This is a genomic window from Chryseobacterium sp. KMC2 (genome assembly GCF_016756935.1).
In the GTDB taxonomy this organism is placed as follows: Bacteria; Bacteroidota; Bacteroidia; order Flavobacteriales; family Weeksellaceae; genus Chryseobacterium; species Chryseobacterium rhizosphaerae.
The window spans coordinates 1-21,125 of record NZ_JAESIT010000011.1; the positions used below are offsets into that span (position 1 = coordinate 1).

At 36.0% G+C, this 21,125-nt stretch carries 16 protein-coding genes; 10 read left to right on the plus strand and 6 right to left on the minus strand.

The features are described 5' to 3' along the window. Positions 1–28 precede the first annotated feature (28 nt). From JML65_RS13965 to guaB, 4 genes are all read left to right on the plus strand, one after another. A complete protein-coding gene (locus JML65_RS13965; RefSeq protein WP_047488607.1) occupies positions 29–1,309 on the plus strand; it encodes a DUF4252 domain-containing protein in 1,281 nt (426 codons plus the stop codon). A 12-nt stretch (positions 1,310–1,321) separates the two neighbouring features. Next, the gene (locus JML65_RS13970) at positions 1,322–1,822 is read left to right on the plus strand and encodes a DUF4252 domain-containing protein (RefSeq protein WP_047488610.1); all 501 of its coding nucleotides are present in this window, start codon (positions 1,322–1,324) and stop codon (positions 1,820–1,822) included. 11 nt (positions 1,823–1,833) lie between these two features. After that, positions 1,834–2,559: a hypothetical protein gene (locus tag JML65_RS13975; RefSeq protein WP_228450435.1), complete on the plus strand. Its 726-nt coding sequence runs from the start codon at positions 1,834–1,836 to the stop codon at positions 2,557–2,559. A gap of 193 nt (positions 2,560–2,752) precedes the next feature. Further along, entirely contained in the window at positions 2,753–4,213 is a 1,461-nt protein-coding gene (gene guaB, locus JML65_RS13980; RefSeq protein WP_047488614.1) for an IMP dehydrogenase, read from the plus strand. Positions 4,214–4,279: 66 nt separating this feature from the next. Here the strand turns inward: guaB and JML65_RS13985 are convergent, their stop codons facing one another. From JML65_RS13985 to JML65_RS13995, 3 genes are all read right to left on the minus strand, one after another. Continuing rightward, entirely contained in the window at positions 4,280–4,477 is a 198-nt protein-coding gene (locus JML65_RS13985; RefSeq protein WP_047488617.1) for a KTSC domain-containing protein, read from the minus strand. A gap of 87 nt (positions 4,478–4,564) precedes the next feature. Continuing rightward, entirely contained in the window at positions 4,565–6,442 is a 1,878-nt protein-coding gene (locus tag JML65_RS13990) for an AAA family ATPase (RefSeq protein WP_237390889.1), read from the minus strand. Continuing rightward, a complete protein-coding gene (locus JML65_RS13995) occupies positions 6,442–7,512 on the minus strand; it encodes a DUF4407 domain-containing protein (protein ID WP_202271192.1) in 1,071 nt (356 codons plus the stop codon). Before JML65_RS13995 ends, JML65_RS13990 begins: the two co-directional genes overlap by 1 nt. 369 nt (positions 7,513–7,881) lie before the next feature. Between JML65_RS13995 and JML65_RS14000 the strand changes: the two genes are divergently transcribed. From JML65_RS14000 to JML65_RS14015, 4 genes are read left to right on the plus strand one after another with little or no spacing between them, the layout of a single operon-like run. Then, positions 7,882–9,522, plus strand: a complete 1,641-nt coding sequence (locus JML65_RS14000) for a T9SS type A sorting domain-containing protein (protein WP_202271193.1) — start codon at positions 7,882–7,884, stop codon at positions 9,520–9,522. Positions 9,523–9,528: 6 nt separating this feature from the next. Next, entirely contained in the window at positions 9,529–12,879 is a 3,351-nt protein-coding gene (locus JML65_RS14005) for an RHS repeat domain-containing protein (protein ID WP_202271194.1), read from the plus strand. Positions 12,880–12,885: 6 nt separating this feature from the next. After that, complete coding sequence (locus tag JML65_RS14010; protein ID WP_202271195.1) at positions 12,886–16,416, plus strand: DUF6443 domain-containing protein; 3,531 nt, start codon at positions 12,886–12,888, stop codon at positions 16,414–16,416. Positions 16,417–16,418: 2 nt separating this feature from the next. Beyond that, positions 16,419–16,874: a hypothetical protein gene (locus tag JML65_RS14015; protein WP_202271196.1), complete on the plus strand. Its 456-nt coding sequence runs from the start codon at positions 16,419–16,421 to the stop codon at positions 16,872–16,874. Positions 16,875–16,936: 62 nt separating this feature from the next. On the opposite strand, the gene JML65_RS14020 is transcribed toward JML65_RS14015, so the two are convergent. Together JML65_RS14020 and ruvC are read right to left on the minus strand one after the other, a co-directional pair. Further along, positions 16,937–17,365: a hypothetical protein gene (locus tag JML65_RS14020; RefSeq protein ID WP_202271197.1), complete on the minus strand. Its 429-nt coding sequence runs from the start codon at positions 17,363–17,365 to the stop codon at positions 16,937–16,939. Between the two features lie 670 nt (positions 17,366–18,035). Then, on the minus strand, positions 18,036–18,590 hold the full coding sequence (gene ruvC / locus JML65_RS14025; RefSeq protein ID WP_115916273.1) for a crossover junction endodeoxyribonuclease RuvC: 555 nt from the start codon (positions 18,588–18,590) through the stop codon (positions 18,036–18,038). A 102-nt stretch (positions 18,591–18,692) separates the two neighbouring features. On the opposite strand from ruvC, the gene JML65_RS14030 reads away from it, so the two are divergent. Both JML65_RS14030 and JML65_RS14035 read left to right on the plus strand, forming a co-directional pair. Next, on the plus strand, positions 18,693–19,184 hold the full coding sequence (locus JML65_RS14030; RefSeq protein WP_202271198.1) for a hypothetical protein: 492 nt from the start codon (positions 18,693–18,695) through the stop codon (positions 19,182–19,184). 2 nt (positions 19,185–19,186) lie between these two features. After that, on the plus strand, positions 19,187–20,548 hold the full coding sequence (locus JML65_RS14035) for a M64 family metallopeptidase (protein WP_202271199.1): 1,362 nt from the start codon (positions 19,187–19,189) through the stop codon (positions 20,546–20,548). A gap of 39 nt (positions 20,549–20,587) precedes the next feature. Here JML65_RS14035 and JML65_RS14040 read toward each other — a convergent pair whose 3' ends face one another. After that, positions 20,588–21,115 carry a 2'-5' RNA ligase family protein gene (locus JML65_RS14040; protein ID WP_202271200.1) on the minus strand — a complete coding sequence of 176 codons (528 nt, stop codon included), beginning with the start codon at positions 21,113–21,115 and terminating at the stop codon, positions 20,588–20,590. Between the last annotated feature and the right edge of the window lie 10 nt (positions 21,116–21,125).

The window sequence follows — 21,125 nt, forward strand, 5'->3', positions numbered from 1 at the left end:
ATCATTAACTTAAAAATAAAATTGACTCATGAAAAAACTATTCATAATATTCGCACTTGCTTTCTCCCATTTTTTTAATGTATATGGGCAAAAAGACAAATTCGATCAGCTTTTTGAAAAATATCAGGAAGTGGAAGGGGTTACTTCCATTAAAATTGCCAAGCCTATGTTTGGAATGCTTAGCAGCCTGAATATTGATGATTCACAGCTGGATCAGATAAAACCATTATTGTCAAAAATTAATGGATTGAAGATTCTGATCACAGAAAATCCGGAAAAAGGAAATACAGCCGACGGCCAAAGAGTTCAAAACAACCTTTCTCAATTGAGCAGAGATGTAGCTTCTTATGTGAAGAATCTCAACTATAGCGAGATCATGACGGTAAATAATGCCGGTGCAAAAGTAAAGTTCCTCTCTTCCGAAGCTAAAAATGGGATGCTGGATGATTTGCTGTTGAGCATTGACGGTGGTGGCGGAGAAAGTATTTTTGTGATGCTGGACGGGAAGCTTTCTATGGATGATGTCAGCAAGATTATTAATTCCAGTGAAACAAAAAAGAATCCTGTAACCAAGACAAGAAATACACTGACTTCAGAAAATAATGTGTCTTATCTGAATGGAGAGGCAAGAAATGTGGGTGAGTTTTCGGGAATTCAGGTAAGCACAGGCGTAAATGTAGTTTTCAAACAGGAAAAACCAACCAACGTTAAGGTGATTGCTGATGCTGATAAACTGCAATATATTGTTACAAAAGTAGAAAATGGAGTATTGAAGATCCATATCGATAATAAAGGAGTGAGAAACTTAAGGTTCAAAAACTTAAGCGTTAATGTGTCTTCTCCAAAAATGGATAATATTGATATCTCATCAGGATCCAACTTTACAGTCGTTAATGCAATCCAGGAAAAGGATATGAGAATTGATGCATCATCGGGAGCTCATTTGACAGGTGATTTTAAAATCATGGGGGCTGTGGATCTGTCTGTTTCATCGGGAGCGAGCGTAAGAGCGGGAGTAACTGCAGGGAATGTATCTATTAAAAGCTCAAGCGGATCCAGTACCAGCTTAAGTGGAAAAGCCGATTCCGGAATCATTGATATCAGCAGTGGAGCTGTTTGTAAAGCAGAAGATTTAAAGTTTGACTATGTGGAAACTGAAGCGACATCAGGTGGAAACCTTAGTGTCAGCGTATCTGGAAAATTAAAAGTGAGAGCATCTTCAGGAGGACTGGTAAGATATAAAGGAAATCCAGAAATAGAATCCAATATCAGCAAAACTTCAGGAGGATCATTAAAAGCTATAGACTAAAAAACAACCATCATGAAAATTCTTAAAAACATTTTTCTTGCCTTCCTCACGGTATTTACACTTCAGTCTTGTATCGTCTCAGGAAAACCCAATATGGATTTCTTTTCAGATTCCGGGTATGATTTCAAGGGAGCAAAGTTTACAAGCATAAATGTGCCCCTGATGATGGCGAAGCCTTTTATCAAGAAAGCCTTAAGAGAAGATGGCGAAAGTGAAGAGGTCATTGATCTGATCAAAAAGGTTTCTAAAATCAAAGTCCTTACCGTAGAAAACGGAAGCAAGGAAATGCTGAATGATTATGCTAAATATTTAAATAATAACAACTACGAAGACTGGGCCACAGTAAAACATGATGGTGAAAATGTGAATGTACGCGTAAAACAGAATGGAGATGCTATTAAAAATATGCTGATTACTGTAAACTCAAGTAAAGAATTGGTATTTGTAGATGTAAAAGGAAGCTTTACGGCAGATGATATATCGAAGATCATCAATTCTGTTTCAGATAAGTAATTTAATTGCCTATGAGCCAAAACAATTTTAATATCGATAAATTAGTAAAGGAGGTACGTATCCTTAAGGTTTATGCTGTTTCGCTTACTGTGGTTTGTATTCTGTTTTTTATTCTTGCATTCAAAATGCAGTCTTCCCATGAGAAGTTTAAGGAAATAGATGTAGAACGTATCAATATTGTAGAGAAAGACGGCACCTTAAAGATGGTCATCAGCAATAAAGAAAGACAGCATCCCGGAATGGCCAATCATAAAGAAATGAAACCGAGAGAAAGAGAAGCGGGTATGATCTTCTTTAATTCTTTAGGTGATGAATGTGGAGGGCTTGTATATGACGGTAATGAAAAAGGGTCGGGAATGGTGTATTCTGTGGATCAGAGAAGTACAGATCAGGTGATGCAGCTGCAATACTCTGAAGGTACAGGAAGCGATAAAAAAAGAGTATACGGTTTAAAACTTTGGGACAGACCGGACGACTTTCCGTTGGAGGCGGTTATGAAATTCGATGATTCCCTGAAAAAATTAAATGATCCTGTCGCAAGTAAAAAAGCGTATGCAAAGCTCCGTGAAGAAGGGAAATTTGGTAGCGAACGCTTTTTTGCAGGAAAAACATCCAACGGAGATGTAGGTGTTTTTATCCGTGATACAAAAGGAAAGGTTCGGCTTAGGCTTTATGTCGATAAAAATAACCAGACTCATATTGAAAATCTGGATGAAAATGGCAATCCGGTTAAATAACAGAAGTTATGGTAACGTAAAAATAATTTGTAACAAGTAGTTTCAAACATACTAGATTTATTTTGTGATCAAACCATTCTTATTAAAGGGTGGTTTTTTTGATTTAAGTTATAGATTATTAATTTTTATGTAAACTATTAAAAATGATTTTCATATCTCACTAAAATAACCTAATTTTGCAAAGAAAGTAAAGATGTCTATTCATAACAAAATTGTAGAGACAGCCATCACTTTCGATGACGTTCTTCTAGTCCCTTCTTATTCAGAAGTTTTACCTAACCAGGTATCATTAAAATCAAGACTTACCGACAAAATCACGCTGAATGTTCCGATAGTATCTGCTGCGATGGACACTGTTACTGAAGGTGATCTGGCGATTGCTTTGGCAAGAGTTGGAGGCTTAGGTTTTATTCACAAAAATATGACCATTGCTGAGCAGGCTGCACAGGTGAATCGTGTGAAACGTTCCGAAAACGGAATGATTTCAGATCCGGTAACCCTGTCTAAAGATTATACTTTAGGACAGGCCAAAGAAATGATGTCGAAATACAAAATTTCCGGGCTTCCTGTAGTAGATGCTGATAATGTTCTGATAGGAATCATTACCAACAGAGATGTGAAATATCAGGAAAATCTTGATATGAAAGTGGAAGAGATCATGACAAAAGAAAATCTGATCACTTCCGATAAAGATACCAACCTTGAAAAAGCTAAAGAAATTCTTCTTAAAAGCAGAGTAGAGAAACTTCCGATTGTAGATAAAGATAATAAGCTTGTAGGATTAATTACCATCAAGGATATCGATAATCAATTAGAATACCCTAATGCTAATAAAGATCAGGGAGGGCGTCTTATTGTAGGTGCAGGAGTTGGTGTTGGAGAAGATACATTAGATAGAATCGAGGCTTTGGTAAAGGCCGGTGTTGATATCATAGCGATTGACTCTGCACACGGACACTCGAAAGGGGTACTGGACAAGATCTCAGAAATCAGAAAAGCATATCCGGATTTAGATATCGTAGGAGGAAATATTGTAACGGCTGACGCTGCTAAAGATTTAATTGAAGCAGGAGCTAACGTTCTTAAAGTAGGAGTAGGTCCTGGATCTATCTGTACAACGAGAGTGGTTGCCGGAGTAGGTGTACCTCAGTTATCAGCTATTTATAATGTATATGAATACGCTAAATCTAAAAATGTTACTGTCATTGCAGATGGAGGGATTAAACTTTCCGGAGATATTGTAAAAGCAATTGCAAGCGGAGCAGGAGCAGTGATGCTAGGATCTCTTTTAGCAGGAACAGATGAAGCACCGGGTGAAGAAATTATCTTCCAGGGAAGAAAATTCAAATCTTACCAGGGGATGGGAAGTCTTTCTGCAATGAAGAGAGGAGGAAAAGAAAGATATTTCCAAAGTGAAGCTAAAAAATTCGTTCCGGAAGGAATTGAAGGAAGAGTACCTCACAAAGGGAAACTAGAAGATGTGATCTTCCAGTTAACCGGAGGTTTAAGAGCAGGTATGGGATATTGTGGAGCTAAAGATATTGAAGTTTTACAAAAAGATTCCAAATTAGTGATGATCACAGGAAGCGGATTAAAAGAATCCCACCCACATGATGTCATCATTACTCAGGAAGCTCCGAACTACTCTTTATAAAAAAGAAGTTAATATTGTTTAAATAGAAAGCCTTTAAAAGTGAAATACTTTTGAAGGCTTTTTTATTCAGTCTATTCTTGAATAGGTAAATCTGGGTTTAATCACCTTATTTAAGAAAATACCTTTCGACCTGGCTTTTCCAAACTTTTCAACAATATCTGGTGGTACATTAAGATAGTCATAAACAGCTCCTGACTGATATATAATACGTAATATTTCAGTTTCAGGAAAGTAAATAAAGCTGTTGACAACACTTGATGGCATACTATACCAGAGCAAAAAATGTTCCCGGATAAAACAGAAAAGCTTCCGGGGAGTCCGAAAGCTTTAGGTATAATGATGTAAGTCTTTTTAAAGATGGAGAAGGTTATGATAGTCTGCAATATGCAGGTAGCCTTCCTCTTTGATATTTACCTTTACATGATGTTTAATAGCAATATCATAAATTTCTTTTGGAAGCATGCTTCCTTTTTTACTCAGTATTTTGCTTATATCTTTCAACAGGTCCAGGTGGAGAATAAGATCTTCTCTGGTTATTTTGGCAAGATCCTGTATCAGTTTTTCTACCCTCTCATCAGTAATATGCTGCTGCATACGGTGAGGATAGTCTTCCAGATTATATGTGGCCTGGAAATCCTCCTCAAAACCATATTTTCGGATATAATCTATAGCAAGAGTAGTGGCCTGCTCTCTGTCGTGGCTCCTTCCAATACTGGCATTCTTCTCACCAAAAACAATTTCTTCAGCAATACCTCCTGCAAGATAAATTTTAATTCTATCCAGAATACTTTCCCTTGTATCATGTATCTGATGAGGGAAGGTAAAACCTGCAGCGTAGCTGCTTGCTACCTTGCTTTTCAGCTGTAACGGGGCAAATCCGGTATAAAGCATATAACAAACGGCATGACCGCATTCATGGACGCTGATATTAGCTACTGCATCCTGTTCGTTAGCCTGGCGTATGCTGTCTATTCTTCCCGTATAAGGAATTTCAACCATTCTGCTGCCTATTTTTCCGGTAATGATCTTCCGGTCCATCAGATAATCAATTTCTATGGTTTTGTCCTCATTCATGATCGCTTCAAAAAGAAACTTGCTGAGGTTGGTATCCAAAATATCCACTACACTGCTGAATACGGGACGAACACCCTGTACAGGAAATACTCCGTTTCTATAAATAAGCTCGTTGATATTTTTATTAATCTTCAGGGTAACACCAAATTTTGTTTTGGTCTTATGTCTCAGGTTATTGATCTCCCGCTGAATAAGCTTATAAAAATCTTCTGTTTTTAGCGAAAAATAAATAAGATGGATATTACCAAATCGGGCAACCTGCTCAGGGCGGAATTTTCTGGCTAATGCATTCTTTATATCCACCATTGTAATTTTCTTGGTAAATGCATGGTAGATATTGGCATCTATATCAGCTTCACTGGTTTCGCGGGACATTTGAAAAGCTTCATCCAGGTTTCCACTGATAATGATCAGCATTTTGCTGTAGTCTACAGGTTCATAGATTTTCTTTTCCTTTTGTTTCTTACGGATCAGCTTGATCATATCTTCCTCTTTCATATCAATGATGCTCATGACATCATCTTCCATGCTGAGGTATTTCTTAAGCTCTTTTGCATCCCAGAGATTGAGATAGGGGTTTTCTTCCAGATCTGTTTCACCACCTTTTTTTCGTCTTTCATTTTCCTTTTTCCTCAAAAGATAGGAGAACAGATAATGTTCCAGATCTTCCCGTTCCCTTTTACTAAGGCGCCCGTCGCTTAAAAGTTCCCAGAAATCTGTGTATTTAGTTTGGGATACTGGGGTTCCGTCTGGTTCAAGGGTGTTAAAGCGCTGGATCTCGTCAAAAAGAGCAATACTCGGTTTCTCATCACCGAGACCGTTCGTTTGAAATATATCTGCAACGCTTTTGCTCCATGAGGTTTCATCGCTATTGCTGAGCTCTATTTCCACAAAACGGTTTTGAAAATCCAGAAACCGGACCATCTTTCTTACCAGATCTGTTTTTCCGACCCCTGTCATGCCCCAAAGGCTTATCACCACAGGGCGGGTGAGAATCTCAGGCATCAGATACCATACCTGAATGTATTCCATCAGGTTATCAATAATTTTATCTATTCCAATGAATTCTTTTTTGAGAAAAGCTTTACAGTCATCCAGCTTTTTCTTTTTTTTCCGGATCTCTTCTTTATCAATAATCATATTTGAAAAATACATTATTTTTTTAAATTATCCTTAAAATCATCAATCCGAAAATCGGTCAGCGCATTTCCTTTTTCAATTTTTTCCTTGGAATACAGTCTGAAGTCATTTTCTGTTTTTTCTAAAAGATAATCATAAGGTCCTACATGGGATATTAATTTCACCAAAACAGGAGAGATCTCAAGACAGATAAAAAGTCCCATTATGAAAGTTGCTGCCAGCCCAATGATGGCTGAATTTTTGCCAAGTTCATCCAAAGCCTGCAGTCTTGCTGCAAAACCGTTGAATTTATCTTCAAAGGTTTCTGAAGATTTTCTTTCCGTTTCCAGGTTAGTATATACTTTGGATATTTCTTTATCCAGATATTCCAGTCTGGGAGCAGATTGTTTCTGAAAATTTTCAAGATCCAGCCTGCGCTGTTCTTTTAACTGCTGTTTACGTTTGGCATTAGGCCCGAAACCTTCTTTTCCACTGGTCAGTCCGGACTGTTTTCCCAAAATTTCTTTTTCCAGTTCTACAGAAGCTGAATCATAGGATTTTTGATATTGGGCTATCTTTTCTGAAATCTGCTGCTTCTCGGTTTCAAAGGGTCCGCTTTGCTGAAGGATTCTTCCGTTCATTTCCCCCTGAAGCTGCTTTTTATTCCTTTGTATAATAGTATTCAGCTGTTTGTTGACTTCTTTTTCGAAGATTTTAAGCTCTAAAGGCTTCGAAATGATAATTCCTAAAAAGGTGGCCAAAATCAGACGCGGAATAGACATCAGGATCTGGTTCCACCATGTTCCGGTTTTCTTAATGGATGAAACAATATAACGGTCCAGGTTGAAGATCATTAATCCCCATAGAATTCCAAATCCTACAGAAGCCCAGATATTATCAAATACCGTATACATGGCATATCCTGCAGATAAAGTAGCAAATACTGCAGTGAAAAGAACGATCCCTCCAATTCCTGAAAATTTATTCCATTCACTTGGGGTTTTTCTCAAAATATGGATGTTTCCGCCGGAACATACCATCAGAAACTGCTGGAACCAATTTATTTTATGATTCCCTTGATTTATAGTTTGTTGGTTTGTTTTCATAACTGAAAATTTATACAAATGTAATACTAAAAATCATACCAATGTAAAAGATAGTATTATGTTTTACCAAGTAACCGTATTTTTATTCGTAATTTTTTGTAAAACAAACTATTATATGAATATGTTAAATTGAATGTAATTTAAAAAAATATGAAAAGTCCTTTTTTGAATTAATTACTTTTTTTGAATGATTATACGACAAGTTTTGTCGCTGTTGAGCAATATTTTTGAACGAACATAACGTAAACCTATAAAGAAGTTAATGGATGATGAATTTGTAATCGTTCATGCTAATAAATCTTTCGATAGTGAGGTAAAAAGGGTATTTTTGCAACCGAATTAACTGACAATAACTTAAAAAAACAGAGAATGAAAAAACTTTATCTCGGTGCATGGTCTCTATGCGCAGCTCTGAGTCTTTCTGCCCAGGAAGTCATCTGGCAGAAAGACATCAAATCTTCCACCCAGGATTTTCTCAATCAGGTGATCACAACCATTGACCAGCAATATCTTATCACAGGAAGTAGCATTCAGGCTAAAAGCCAGTCACTAGCTGCCAATAACCAGAAACAAAACAACGGTTACGATTTTCATTTGATCAAACTCAACCAGCAGGGAGAACAGGTTTGGGAGAAATATTTTGCCGGACAAAACCACGACTATTTATCAGGAACTGTGACCACCCAGGACGGTGGATTTCTGGTTTCCGGTACTTCTTATTCCGGAAAAGGACTGGATAAAAAAGATGATTCCAAAGGGGGATCGGATATCTGGTTGATCAGGCTGAATGAATTTGGTGATGAACTATGGCAAAAAACCTTGGGAACTTCCTCAGATGAAGAAGCCAAAGCAGTGATTCAAACCACCGACTTAGGCTTTTTTGTGGCCGGAAATATACAAAACTCATCCAAAGGTTACGGATCAAAAGATGTCTGGATCACCAGACTGGATAAAGACGGAAAAGAGCTTTCTCAGCTTATTCTGGGGGGTAGAGGGTTGGACGAAGTGGAAAAAATGATACCCACGAAAGATGGCGGAGCATTGTTAGGAATCTATTCAAGGAGTTCTGAGGTTCTGGGTTCCGGGGTTGGAAATTCTGAGACTAAACCTTCGACTGAAAGACCCGCTTCCTCAATAGCCATTAGCCAAATGCCAAAAGCCAGCAGCAATTTCGGTGAAGGCGACTACTGGATCGTAAAGCTGGATAAAAACGGAAAAGTAGAATGGGAAAAGAACTTTGGCGGAAAAGGCGATGATCATATCAGAACCCTGGCTCTAACTTCAAACGGTTTTATCATCGGAGGAGAGTCCAGATCCGAGAGATCCGGAAACAAATCAGTAGGTATTGAAGAAGGAACAGACCTTTGGCTGATCTCACTGAATGAAAGAGGGGATGAACAATGGCAGAAATCTTACAATTTCAAGAACAGGGATATTTTGATGGGGATGAATGTGATACAGAGCCAAGAGTCAGGATCCAAGAATCAAGATGCTACCAAAGGAATATTGTTGGGAGGGTATACCCAGGCGGAAGGAAGAATAGAGAAGGATGATGAGACTTTCTGGATGCTGTATCTGGATGGCAACGGTAATGAACAGTGGAGAAAACATGTGAGTGGAGACTCGAGAAAAAGAGAGGAGAGACTTTCGGATTTGAGACTTAACAGGGATGGCTCTATTATTCTGGCAGGAACCAGTGCTGAGGAATTAGGAAAAGAAAACTGGAAGATTGTAAAGCTGGGAGACAAACAGGTGGATCAGTTAATAGAAAAATATGATATCAAGATCTATCCGAACCCTGTTTCAGATTATGCTTATGTAGAAATCGGCTTTAATTTCAAAGAAGCTGATATTATGCTGTATGATATGAGCGGAAGACAGCTTCAGAATATAAAAACTAAAAACAATGTTACCAAGATCAATACACAGGCTCTTGTACAAGGTGCTTACCTGGTGACCATCAAAACGGATACGAATAAAATGGCGAATGCCAAATTGATTAAAAAATAAAAACAGATGAAAAAAGTCATTGGAGCTATTGCAATAATAGCTACGCAGATTTATTTTGCACAAAATACCGATCTATTACCCAATATAATACCTCCAACTCCACAAACATTTAACTTCAGTGTTTATAATAGTAATTTTACTAATACTCCTTCTGGTGAATTTACTCATTCGGTCCCAATTCATACAGCTACAAGAGATGAGGTAAGTTTACCCATAGCATTTTCTTATAGAAGTGGGGTAAGAGTTGATGATTTAGGAACCAACCTTGGGATGTCATGGCAGTTAAATGCTGGTGGTACAGTATCAAGGATTGTGAGAGATGAAGCAGATGAAAAAGCTGCTAAAAGATGGTTGCCAGAAAATGTAGATCTTATCAATGATGCAGCTAAAATTCAAGAAAGTTCTTTACCGGGACCCTATGTTGATACTGAATATGACTGGTTTAATTTTAATGTTGCTAATGGATTCCATGGTAGCTTTTATTTGGACAGCAATTTAAATCCTGTATATAGTAAAGCTGATGGAACTACAATTTCTATGAATAAATATTTTACTGCTGAGGGTTTATTTTTGGAATTTATTATCAAAGATAAAGCTGGAAATACTTACTATTTTGGAGGGCAAAAAAAATATATTGAAGAAGTTACTATCACTACATCTAATGATGTCTCAGGAGGAGGAGGAGTACCAAGGACAAAATCTGCAACAGGATGGTATATTTATAAAATAATCACCAATAAGAACAATGAGGTTCTTTTTGATTATGATGCAGATAGCTATAGCTATTTTTCAAGTGTTGACTCATCACTGACACTTACAGAAGATTGTAAATGTATTCCAAGTGGTGGAAATTACTCTACCTCTGTAGTTAATAGTAAATCCCTGTCTGTAACATCTACTCCTCGGCTAAAGTTAATTGAGACTGATGGAGAAAAGATTAATTTTGAATATACAAAGAATAGAAATGATGTTACGGATTCAAAGCTGCTGACATCAGTTATTGTTAAGAATAAAGGGAATGCTATAACAAAAAACTTTGTTCTTGAGTACACAGACTATACTACATCAAATGTTGAAAGTTATTATTTTACAAATGCAAATGCAAATACTAAAAGCAGACATTTTTTAAATAAAGTTTCAAATACAGTTTCAAAAGAAAAATATTCATTTGATTATTATTCTCCAGAACTTTTACCTCCTAGATTTAGTTTGAAAGCTGACTATTATGGTTATTACAATGGGCAATCTAATACGCGTCCGTTTCCAGTAATCAATGAATTTAATACTAAAGATATCATTTTATTTTCTTCATTAATTAAAAACAAAATCCCTTCAAATTATTTAACAGCAAATAAAGAGGTTAATCCTAATTACAGTTTTATAGGAAACTTAAAAAAAATTACTTATCCTACAGGAGGAAGTTCATCAATCGTATATGAACCCAATAAGACTGCCGAAACTTTACAGGAAGAAAAATATCAGTATGAAAGTTTCGATCTTGCAAGAGAATGTAATCAGCCCAGAACTATTGAATCAGCAAAAACTATCATTGCCAATGGAAGCCCTATTACTTTTTTTGCGAGTGCATCACCTGATTATTACCGCTGTGGTGAACCGGATAGTTACCATGAAATTTATGGAGTAAGTGTCAAAGATTTAACGACTGGACAAATGGTGAAATCAATCAGCAGAAAAGCAAGTGATGGAATGTTTACAACTACTGAGCCGGGAGAATTTTGTATATCTGGTATTAATGGAGATTGCCCTATATCAACCGTTGAAGGACGTTCTTATGAACTTCGGTTTAGGGTACAGTCAGTACTGTCTGAAATATTTGGAAATGTTAATTTCAAATATAATAAAACATTAGCACCTGTACAGAAGGATGTTTTTTACGCCGGAAGCAGAGTTAAGGAAATTATAGAAAATAATAATGAAGGTAGTGTGTATACAAGAAAGTTTTATTACAATTTTTATGCACAAAAAGATCAAGGAAAAACAACTTTAAATCATCCAATTCCTCCAAGGTATTATTATAAGACAACAGGATTAAAAAACTGCTCATACGACTGTGGATGTGAAGCTTTGCCAATTGGGCCTGAAAAAAGCATTTGTTTAGAAAATATTCAAAACCCATTACCATTTGAGAATGCAGTTTTTGGATATGGAACAAACAGTCTTATCAATCAGTTTAATAATAAAAATAACAAACCTTATTATACTGTTATCTCAGAAGTTGTTGAAGGAAAATCATTAACTGAGAAAATTTTCTTTGAAAATGAAGATACACCTGCATTAACTTTTTCAGGATCAGAAATATATAATGCTCCTTATTCTAATACCAGCGAACTTTTACAAGGTAATATCAAGGAAGAAAAAGTATATGAATTTAAAAATAATGAATTCCAAAAAATCATCAATCAAACTTATCAATATGGTCAATATGATAATAATATAAAAAAAGCATTTATTTTCAAGCAAAACTTTCCGATTCCACCCTACACTTCTACACCCAATACTTATATAGATAATATTTCGATTGCAGAATATTATAATCATTATGGAGAATCTAAAATTGACAGGATAAAGAAAGAAGAGTTTATTAATGGACAAATAATAAAAACAGAAACAGAAAATTCATATAATAATCCTTCACATTATCAGTTGACTTTGTCAAAAAACCTGTTTCCAGATAATACTGTTCAGGAGACTGTTTATAATTATGCCCATGAAAAAGGAAATCAGAAATTGATTAATGCTAATATAATTGGAATTCCTTTGTTAACCTCTGTAACCAAAAAACAGAATGCAAATGATTCTAATGGTAAAATACTTTCAAAAATAGAGACCAAATATGATGATCCTACAACTTTACTTCCTACTTCAGTAATCTCTTATGGAATTAATACCGGAGCACAATCAACAGAAATCACTTATGACAAATATGATTCAAAAGGTAATTTACTGCAGTACACCACAAAAGATGGCGTTCCAACAGTCATTATCTGGGGGTATAACAGTACAAAACCTATTGCTAAAATAGAAGGAGTAACCTATGCCCAGATTTTGCCATATATCAACGCTATTGTGAGCGCTTCCGATCAGGATACAGCTCCGGGTACAGCATTGAATAATGATAAAACGGCTTTATTAGATGCTTTCAAAGCATTCAGAGCTCAGTTTCCTAATTCCCCGGTGACTACTTACACGTATGATCCACTGGTAGGAGTCAGAAGTATCACTCCGCCAACAGGGATCACAGAATTTTATACCTATGATGCAGCAGGCAGACTTGAAAAAGTAGTTGATGCGAATGGAAAGGTAATAAAGGAAATGAAGTACAACTATAAAAACTAATAAACGATGAAAAAGATAATAATCCCCATAGGAGTACTGCTAACAGGGAGTTTACAGGCACAGCTCACTCCGTTACCTAATACAGAAAACTATATCCAGGCTAAAACCTATCTCGATTACAATGGAGCCGCTGTTACAAAATCTGCTGAAACTGTACAGTATTTTGACGGATTGGGAAGACCCAAACAGGTCGTTAACGTAAAAGCATCACCATTAGGACGAGATGTTGTTACTCATATTGAATATGACGGCTTTGGAAGACAGGTAAAAGATTATTTACCCGTTCCTCAATCCCAGACCCTTAATGGTGCTATTATTCCTAATCCTTTATCGAATGCGACCAATACACCTTATGGTTCAGAAAAGATTTATGCAGAAAAGATACTAGAAAATTCTCCTTTGAACAGAATCCAGCAACAGATCCAGGTGGGAAATGACTGGACCGGTAAACCTGTAAAATTTGATTATGGGGTGAATATAACAGGAGAAGTTATAAAATATACCACTACAACTGTGTGGGAGAACAATGCGACCAAATCAACCATCGAATACGGGGGATCTTATGACGTAGCACAGCTCTACAAAAATACAGTGACCGATGAAGACGGCAACCAAACCATTGAATTCAAAAATGGGAAAGGTCAGACGTTGATGGTAAGAAAAGTAATGAGTACTACAGAAAATGCGGATACTTACTATGTTTATAACGAATATGACCAGCTAGCATGGGTAGTTCCCCCTAAGCTTTCCAAAATGCAAACATGGGGCATTGCCGAGCAGGATGCTTTGGCTTATGAATATCGTTATGATGAAAAAAGTCGCTTGGTAGAAAAGAAACTTCCTGGAAAAGGCTGGGAATTTATGATCTATGACAAAGCTGACAGATTAGTAATGACTCAGGATACCAATCTAAAAAACAAAAGTCAGTGGCTTATTACCGAGTATGATGCCTTAAACAGAGTTGTTTACACTGGGTTAATTTATAATTCAGCATCCAGAAATGACCTTCAGGGCTATGTGAATGGTAACCCTATTACTAATATCAAAAGAAGTACTTCTTTTTTCACAGTCAGTGGTATGAATGTCTATTATAATATGTCTCCAACGGTTATTGTGAATGTTCTGTTGTCGGTTAATTATTATGACACTTACCCTGCAGGATCTCCGCCTGTTACCAATGCTTTTTCCCAGTCTCTTCTAACGGATAATGCTACTCAGGAACGCTCCACCCAGGGACTTCCTTTAGCTACTTATGTCAAGAATATAGAGGATGACAAATGGACTAAAATCTTTACATGGTATGATACTAAAGGAAGGGTAATAGGAACAAGAAGCAATAATCATCTTGGAGGATATACCGTGTTAAACCATAAGCTTGATTTTGCAGGAACAGTACTTCAAACCAATACGTATCATAGAAGAATACCAGCTGATACAGAGAAAATTACACGGGAGGTATTTACATATGATCCTCAAAACAGAGTGCTAAAACTAACGCATCAGGTCAATGGTAATCCTATTGAGATCCTTGCACAGAATACATACAATGAACTGTCTCAGTTAGAAAGTAAAAAAGTAGGAGGAGTGGTTGCCACAGCACCTCTTCAGCAGATTGATTATAAATATAACATAAGAGGCTGGATGACGAAGATCAATGATCCTGCTGATTTGAATGGAAAACTGTTTGGATATACCATCCGATACAACAATCCTATTAATACTCCCTATGCACCTGGAAGATATAACGGAAATATTGCAGAGGTTGACTGGCGAACACCTAATGATAATACATTGAAAAGATACTCATACAGTTATTATACTCAGAATAGGTTGATGTTTGGTCATTATTCAGAACCTCTAGCTACCGTTCCTGAGAATAGCCTTTATGATGAATATCTTGAATATGACCTGAATGGTAATATTACTGTACTATCCCGGAATTCTAAAAATCCAAGTTCGGGCGCTGCGATGAATATCGATGCTCTGAGCTACACTTATACAGGAAACAGGCTTTTGAAAGTAAAAGATGCAACTCAAAACAATGATGGTTATCCAATTGGAGGAAACACAATTGAATATGATGCTAATGGAAATATGACATCAAATACTGATAAAGGAATTTCTTCGATTGAATATAATTATTTAAATTTACCTAAACAGATTGTTCAAAGCTCAAATATTACCAAATATATTTATCAAGCGAATGGGACAAAAGTGAAGAAGTTTTTTGGAAATAAGATTGAAGTGGATTATCTGGATGGATTCCAGTACAAGTCTACGTTTGATATAGAATCATGGAATGGAGAAGGAAGCTATATTCAGGATCCTAATGAAATACCTGTGGTAAAGTTGAGAATTATTCCTACATCTGAGGGATATTATGATGCATTGAAGCAGCAATATATATACAATTTTACAGATCATCTTGGGAATGTAAGATTAAGTTATTCCGACACTAACAAAGATGGAATTATTCAACCCATAGACTATGAAGTTAATGAATGTATTCCCAAAATGGGTTGTGTCAATAAATGGAAGTCAGGTGAAATTATAGATGTTAATAATTATTATCCTTTTGGGTTGCTTCATAATTATACTGACACATCTACACAGGTATATCAATATAAGTACAACGGGAAGGAGCTGCAGGAAACAGGTATGTATGATTATGGGGCGAGAATGTATATGCCGGATCTGGGAAGATGGGGTGTGGTGGATCCGCTAGCAGAAACTTCAAGAAGGTTCAGTCCGTACAATTACACTTTAAACAATCCAATTAGATTTATTGATCCAGATGGTAGATCAGAACAAGATTGGGTAAAAAGAACGGGGCAAAGTAGTTGGGAATACAGGAGCGATATTACGTCTGAACAGCAAGCTAAAGATGCGGGATTTGTAGCTTATGCTAATGGGCGTGGAGATGAAAATAGCAAATATACAACACCCATGTCAAGTAATGGTGTTGATACGGGTGTAGATAAATTGGTTGTTCTAGGAGAGAATGGCAACTACACTGTAGATGGAAAAGCTTTTATTTCAGAAGATCAGGCTCCATATGTTAGTTCAGTTGAAGTAGATAAATTAGGAAAAGCCTTATCTGCACAACTATACGTTCCTGCTGCTATAATGTCTCCAAGTTCTCTATTTGGCAAAGCTGCTTCAAGTTCATTAATGCAGGCGCTTTCTACTAAAGATGTTAATATTATGAGTGTATTAGGAGATACTTTTGGTGTATATGGCACGGGTGAAATTGTAGGAGGAGTTAATGAACTATCATTAAATAAACTTATTAAAGGAGAGTCACCGTTTAGAACAGTTTTTGATGGGAGTATGTCAATAGCTGAAGCAGTCTCAAATGTAGGATTTGCCTTTGGAAGTAAGGGCTTAGGAAAGGTAAATGGAATTACTGTAAAAGGAGCAACAGGATTAGATAAGTCTGTTGTTGGTGTAAATAGTTTTTTAATTGGAACGGGAGTGTATGGGGCAGCTGGAGCAAACGCATCGGCTATTCAGAATGACCAAAAAAGAAAGAAATAAAAATGAATGATTTTTTTAAACGATATGCACTATTATTTATTGTCCTAATTTTAGTAGTATGTATTTATCAATACTATTTTATTAATGATTTTAAAAATTCATATCACCAAAAAGGAGTTTATACAATTGGGAAAATAAAATCTGTTGAAAGTTATGGTAGAGGAACTGGGTACAATTTCATTTACAATTTCAATATTGGAAAAAAAGAATATGAATCTGTTTGTGACATAGGAGGTTTATCTTATTCAAATGCTCGAAAGAAAATTGATAAAAACTTTCTAGTAATATATTTAAATAATGATGTTCATAATAATAGAATTTATTCAAATATTTCTATTGATACTATCATTAGAAATAATCAAGAATTGAAAACTGAGGTTGACAAAAACTCTAAGCTTAAATTTAAGATAGATTCAATTGTTCCATCTCCAGGATATTTTTTACAAAATTATTTTTAAAATGTAATAACTATTAATTATAAAATGCCTCTAAAAAGTATCTACTCATTTAGAGGCATTTTTTATTTTTCGCTTAGAAGAGTCTCTACATATCCTTCTAAATTTTCTTGCATAAGAAGATTGGAAATAATTAGTTTGGTTGATAAAAGGTTTCTTTTCTTATTTAATTTTTTAAATAAAGTAATTATTTCTTCTAACTCCCCTTTACTATCTCTTGAAAATACATTATAAATTGTATTCGTAAATTTTTCATAGTTAATAGAGTTAATAATCCTATTCCTTTTGTTTTCATCCCAATTCTTGTTTTTGGCTTCTAATTCTATTCTGCTTTTACAATAACTATTAAAATAATTTTCAAATTCTGTTACTTTAATAAGTTCATTAATGAGAACTTCGTTTTCTTTGGTAGGCATTGAAGGTGGTGGTGGACCAATTTGTGCAGAAGAAAAAGAGATAGTGAATAGTGAAAAAAAGATCAAAATATTTTTCATAGGATATTTTTAAAGTTCTAATGTAGTAAAATATTCTGATACAATATATACGAAATACAAAAGCCACATGAATATATATCCTAGTAAGGATCTGCAACTTTCAGTGACAATTATAGATATGATTTAAACAATAATATTACTACTTTGACCCGAATAGGAAAATCTTCTGCTTTTTACAATCTCCCTCTTTAGTACTAGACGATCTTACCTATATCTATTATAGGGAATAGATTACAGTCTGTTACTGATAATACCGCAAAATAATGAAGGTTATCCAATTGGAGGAAATCCAATTGAATATGATACTAATGGGAGTATGACTAATCCTACGCTGCCGCACGAATCCTTTCGTGTGGCATTTTTTATTAACAATTAGTTATATTTACCAATAAGGATCAACTACTCTAATTAAAATTCTGAATATCAAATAAGCCACTCATCGAGTGGCTTTATTATTTATAAAATGCTTTGCAATTTAGTTTGTTTCAAGAATGTACCTAGGAGGGCGGAGACATGTTGTCTGTCTTTAGCTTTTAGCTATCCAAAATTTTGTCGCAAAATTTTTCTCGAATATAATAATCTGTAAATCCTAACAGGTAATCAAAAGACACCTCAATAGATGCTTTTATTTCTCTACATCTAGAAAAAAACCGAAGTATTTTTGCTTTTTCTATTTCAACCTATCCGGGTTCTGTTTTAAGAAACTATCCCAGCCGGAGTATGATTTTGTGTCTGCTATAGTTCCGGAATTGAAGTGATGGCATACCGCAACGGCAAGACCATCGGAGGCATCCAGGTATTTTGTGGGGAATTCTTTTAGGTTAAGAAGGTTCTGAAGCATTCCTGCTACCTGTTCTTTACTGGCATTTCCGTTTCCGGTAATGGCCATTTTAATTTTTTTGGGAGAATATTCTGTGATGGGAATATTTCTATGGAGGCTGGCAGCCATGGCTACCCCCTGAGCACGTCCCAATTTTAACATACTCTGTACATTTTTTCCAAAGAAAGGGGCTTCAAGAGCTACTTCGTCAGGATGGAATTCATCAATGAGCGCTAACGTCTTATCAAAAATATATTTAAGCTTCGTTTCGTGATTAGGATATTTTTTTAAGATCAGTTCATGAATGGAGATCATTTCCATTTTACCTTTTTTAACGGAAATAAGACCAAACCCCATGATGGCTGTCCCGGGATCAATACCTAAAATTATTTTCTCTGAAATCATTGGTTCAAAGATAAGGACTTTCTGCCATTTTTTCAGTCATCAAAAAAAATCAAATAGGAGTGATTTGTATTTAAAAGTTTATTAACTTTAAAAAAAATAGACATGAAAAATTTGATCAATTTATTAATCGTTCCCTCTTTTCTGTTTTGTAGTTTTCAGAAAGAGAGTAGGTTAGCTTCGTACGGGAGCGTGGCCGTAGAAAATACGGTAGAAAAAGGTGACCGGATTATTTATTTGTTTTTTAAAGCAGATAAAGACAGATCCGGAAGTGAAAAAATTATCCTTCAGGAAAGCAAAATCTCAGAAGGTAAGATGAAGTCAATGCCTTCTTTTGACCGAAAAGAAGTTCAAAATGGAGATTTTATTATTACGCTTGTAGAAACGGGAGGCAAAGAAATTGCCAAACAGCATATAAAAGATCCTCTGAATCCGGAACTTGAAGTCTATGAAAAAGAAGGGATGTCCCGGCATAAAGCTTCACTTCAAAATGCAGAGTTCAGTGTGAGGTTTCCCTATTCTGAAAATATGGGTCTTGTAAAAATTGAAAAAGCCACAGACAATGGTGTACAGCTATTATTCACTCAAAAACTATAATCATGAAGAAACTATTATTATCTCTTCTTGTGGGAAGCAGCTGTTTTGGACAGGTATTTGAAAAAGTTCCCCTTTTACAGAATGGCAGCAATGATAAACGTATTGTTATTGCAGTTTTAGGGGACGGTTTTACTTCTGCACAGCAGACCTCTTTTGTGTCATCTGCCCAGTCAACCATTAATTATCTTTTCACCAAAAGTCCTTATACAGAATACAAAAATTACTTCAATGCGTATGCGGTGAAAGTAATCTCTGCTGAAACGGGAGTAAAGCATCCGGGAACAGCTACAGACGTTACAGAACCCGTTATACCGGTTTCAAATCCCAATAATTATCTGGGGTCTACCTTTGATGTTGGGGTTCACAGATGTATTTACAGCAATACCACCAATAAAGTTGGGCAGGTTCTGGCTGCTAATATCCCGGATTATGATATCACCTATGTGTTGGGTAATTCTACAGAATATGGAGGTTGTGGAGGAACCTATGCCTTCGCTTCTTTGAATGGTTCTGCCAGTGAAATTGTAGTCCATGAGCTGGGACATTCTTTTGGAAAATTGGCAGATGAATATTGGTTTGCCGGTTCTCTGGAGTCACCCAACAAAACCCAAAACTCTAATCCGGCTACTATAAAATGGAAAAACTGGGTGGGATTAAACAGTGTGGGAGTCTATCCGTATACGGAGAGCCCAAGCTGGTTCAGACCGCACCAGAGCTGTGAGATGAGGTACCTTAACCAGCAGTTTTGCTCCGTTTGTAAAGAAGCAATTATTGAAAAAATCCACTCTTTAGTTTCCCCTGTAGATTCTTATACTCCGGCTAATAATACAACAGTGAGTGTTACTTCCAATATGACGTTTACGGTGAATGAAGTCCTTCCGATTCCCAATACTTTAGTGAACACCTGGAAATTGAACGGTACTGCTCTAAGTGCAACAGGAAATACTTTAACACTTAGTCCGGCTCAGCTGAACAATGGAAACAATACTCTGCTATTTTCGGTAACAGATAATAGTCCGCTGTTAAAAGTAGATAACCATAGTACACTTCATCTTACCAATATTACATGGACCTTAAGTAAGTCGACGCTTAGAGTTGCAGATGTAAGGGCAATAGAAAGAAAGTTCAGTATATATCCGAATCCTGGTGATGGTGAATTTTCTATCCGTGGAAAACAGGATTTTTCCAAAAATACTACAGTTGAAATCTATGACGCCTCTGGAAAACTGATTTCCACAAGATTTGAATTAAAAGATTCATCAACGATCTATGTTGATATCAGAAATGTTCCTTCAGGTTCTTACCTGCTCAATGTGACAGAAGATGGGCAGCCCGTTATTTCTCAGAAAATAATAAAAGAATAATTAAAATTTAAAACCGGCTATAATTGCCGGTTTTCTTTTTTATGCTTCTCTCAGATTCTTCTCTGCAATGGGGATCCATTTATAATCATGGCGGAGAAGTAAAATTTTATCAACTAGAAATTTAGTTTTATATTCTTTTGATTGATATTTCTCCCAGGCTTTAAGATAGTTTTCCCAGGTCAGATTTCTGTATCCAACGGTCATATGGGGATGGAAAGAATATTTCGCAAAATTAAACTGTTGCTTTACCCTGTTGTGAAGCTCTTCTAAATGAGGATTGTTTTCCGGATGAATAAAGATCACCGGATTGTTAGGATTGGGAAAACTCCCAAAACCATTGAGCTCAATTTCAAAAGGAGATATTTGAGTGTCAATTTTCTGAAATGCCGTGAAAATATCACTTTCCAGCTCCGTTTCTCTGGAGAACGGAGGAAAAAGAGTAATATGGGCATCATTTTTCAATGCCTTAGAATTGTCATAAACCAGAGCAAAATCACTCTTGAAAACCTTAACCTCTTCTATGATTTCCTTTGGAGGATAGACGGCTATAAAATACATCTTCTTCATACCATTGAAA

Bases quoted from the DNA above. Each gene is read 5' to 3' on its own strand.
- JML65_RS13965 (WP_047488607.1), top strand. From the start codon at position 29: ATGAAAAAACTATTCATAATATTCGCACTTGCTTTCTCCCATTTTTTT.
- JML65_RS13970 (WP_047488610.1), top strand. From the start codon at position 1,322: ATGAAAATTCTTAAAAACATTTTTCTTGCCTTCCTCACGGTATTTACA.
- JML65_RS13975 (WP_228450435.1), top strand. From the start codon at position 1,834: ATGAGCCAAAACAATTTTAATATCGATAAATTAGTAAAGGAGGTACGT.
- guaB (WP_047488614.1), top strand. From the start codon at position 2,753: ATGTCTATTCATAACAAAATTGTAGAGACAGCCATCACTTTCGATGAC.
- JML65_RS13985 (WP_047488617.1), bottom strand. From the start codon at position 4,477: ATGCCATCAAGTGTTGTCAACAGCTTTATTTACTTTCCTGAAACTGAA.
- JML65_RS13990 (WP_237390889.1), bottom strand. From the start codon at position 6,442: ATGTATTTTTCAAATATGATTATTGATAAAGAAGAGATCCGGAAAAAA.
- JML65_RS13995 (WP_202271192.1), bottom strand. From the start codon at position 7,512: ATGAAAACAAACCAACAAACTATAAATCAAGGGAATCATAAAATAAAT.
- JML65_RS14000 (WP_202271193.1), top strand. From the start codon at position 7,882: ATGAAAAAACTTTATCTCGGTGCATGGTCTCTATGCGCAGCTCTGAGT.
- JML65_RS14005 (WP_202271194.1), top strand. From the start codon at position 9,529: ATGAAAAAAGTCATTGGAGCTATTGCAATAATAGCTACGCAGATTTAT.
- JML65_RS14010 (WP_202271195.1), top strand. From the start codon at position 12,886: ATGAAAAAGATAATAATCCCCATAGGAGTACTGCTAACAGGGAGTTTA.
- JML65_RS14015 (WP_202271196.1), top strand. From the start codon at position 16,419: ATGAATGATTTTTTTAAACGATATGCACTATTATTTATTGTCCTAATT.
- JML65_RS14020 (WP_202271197.1), bottom strand. From the start codon at position 17,365: ATGAAAAATATTTTGATCTTTTTTTCACTATTCACTATCTCTTTTTCT.
- ruvC (WP_115916273.1), bottom strand. From the start codon at position 18,590: ATGATTTCAGAGAAAATAATTTTAGGTATTGATCCCGGGACAGCCATC.
- JML65_RS14030 (WP_202271198.1), top strand. From the start codon at position 18,693: ATGAAAAATTTGATCAATTTATTAATCGTTCCCTCTTTTCTGTTTTGT.
- JML65_RS14035 (WP_202271199.1), top strand. From the start codon at position 19,187: ATGAAGAAACTATTATTATCTCTTCTTGTGGGAAGCAGCTGTTTTGGA.
- JML65_RS14040 (WP_202271200.1), bottom strand. From the start codon at position 21,115: ATGAAGAAGATGTATTTTATAGCCGTCTATCCTCCAAAGGAAATCATA.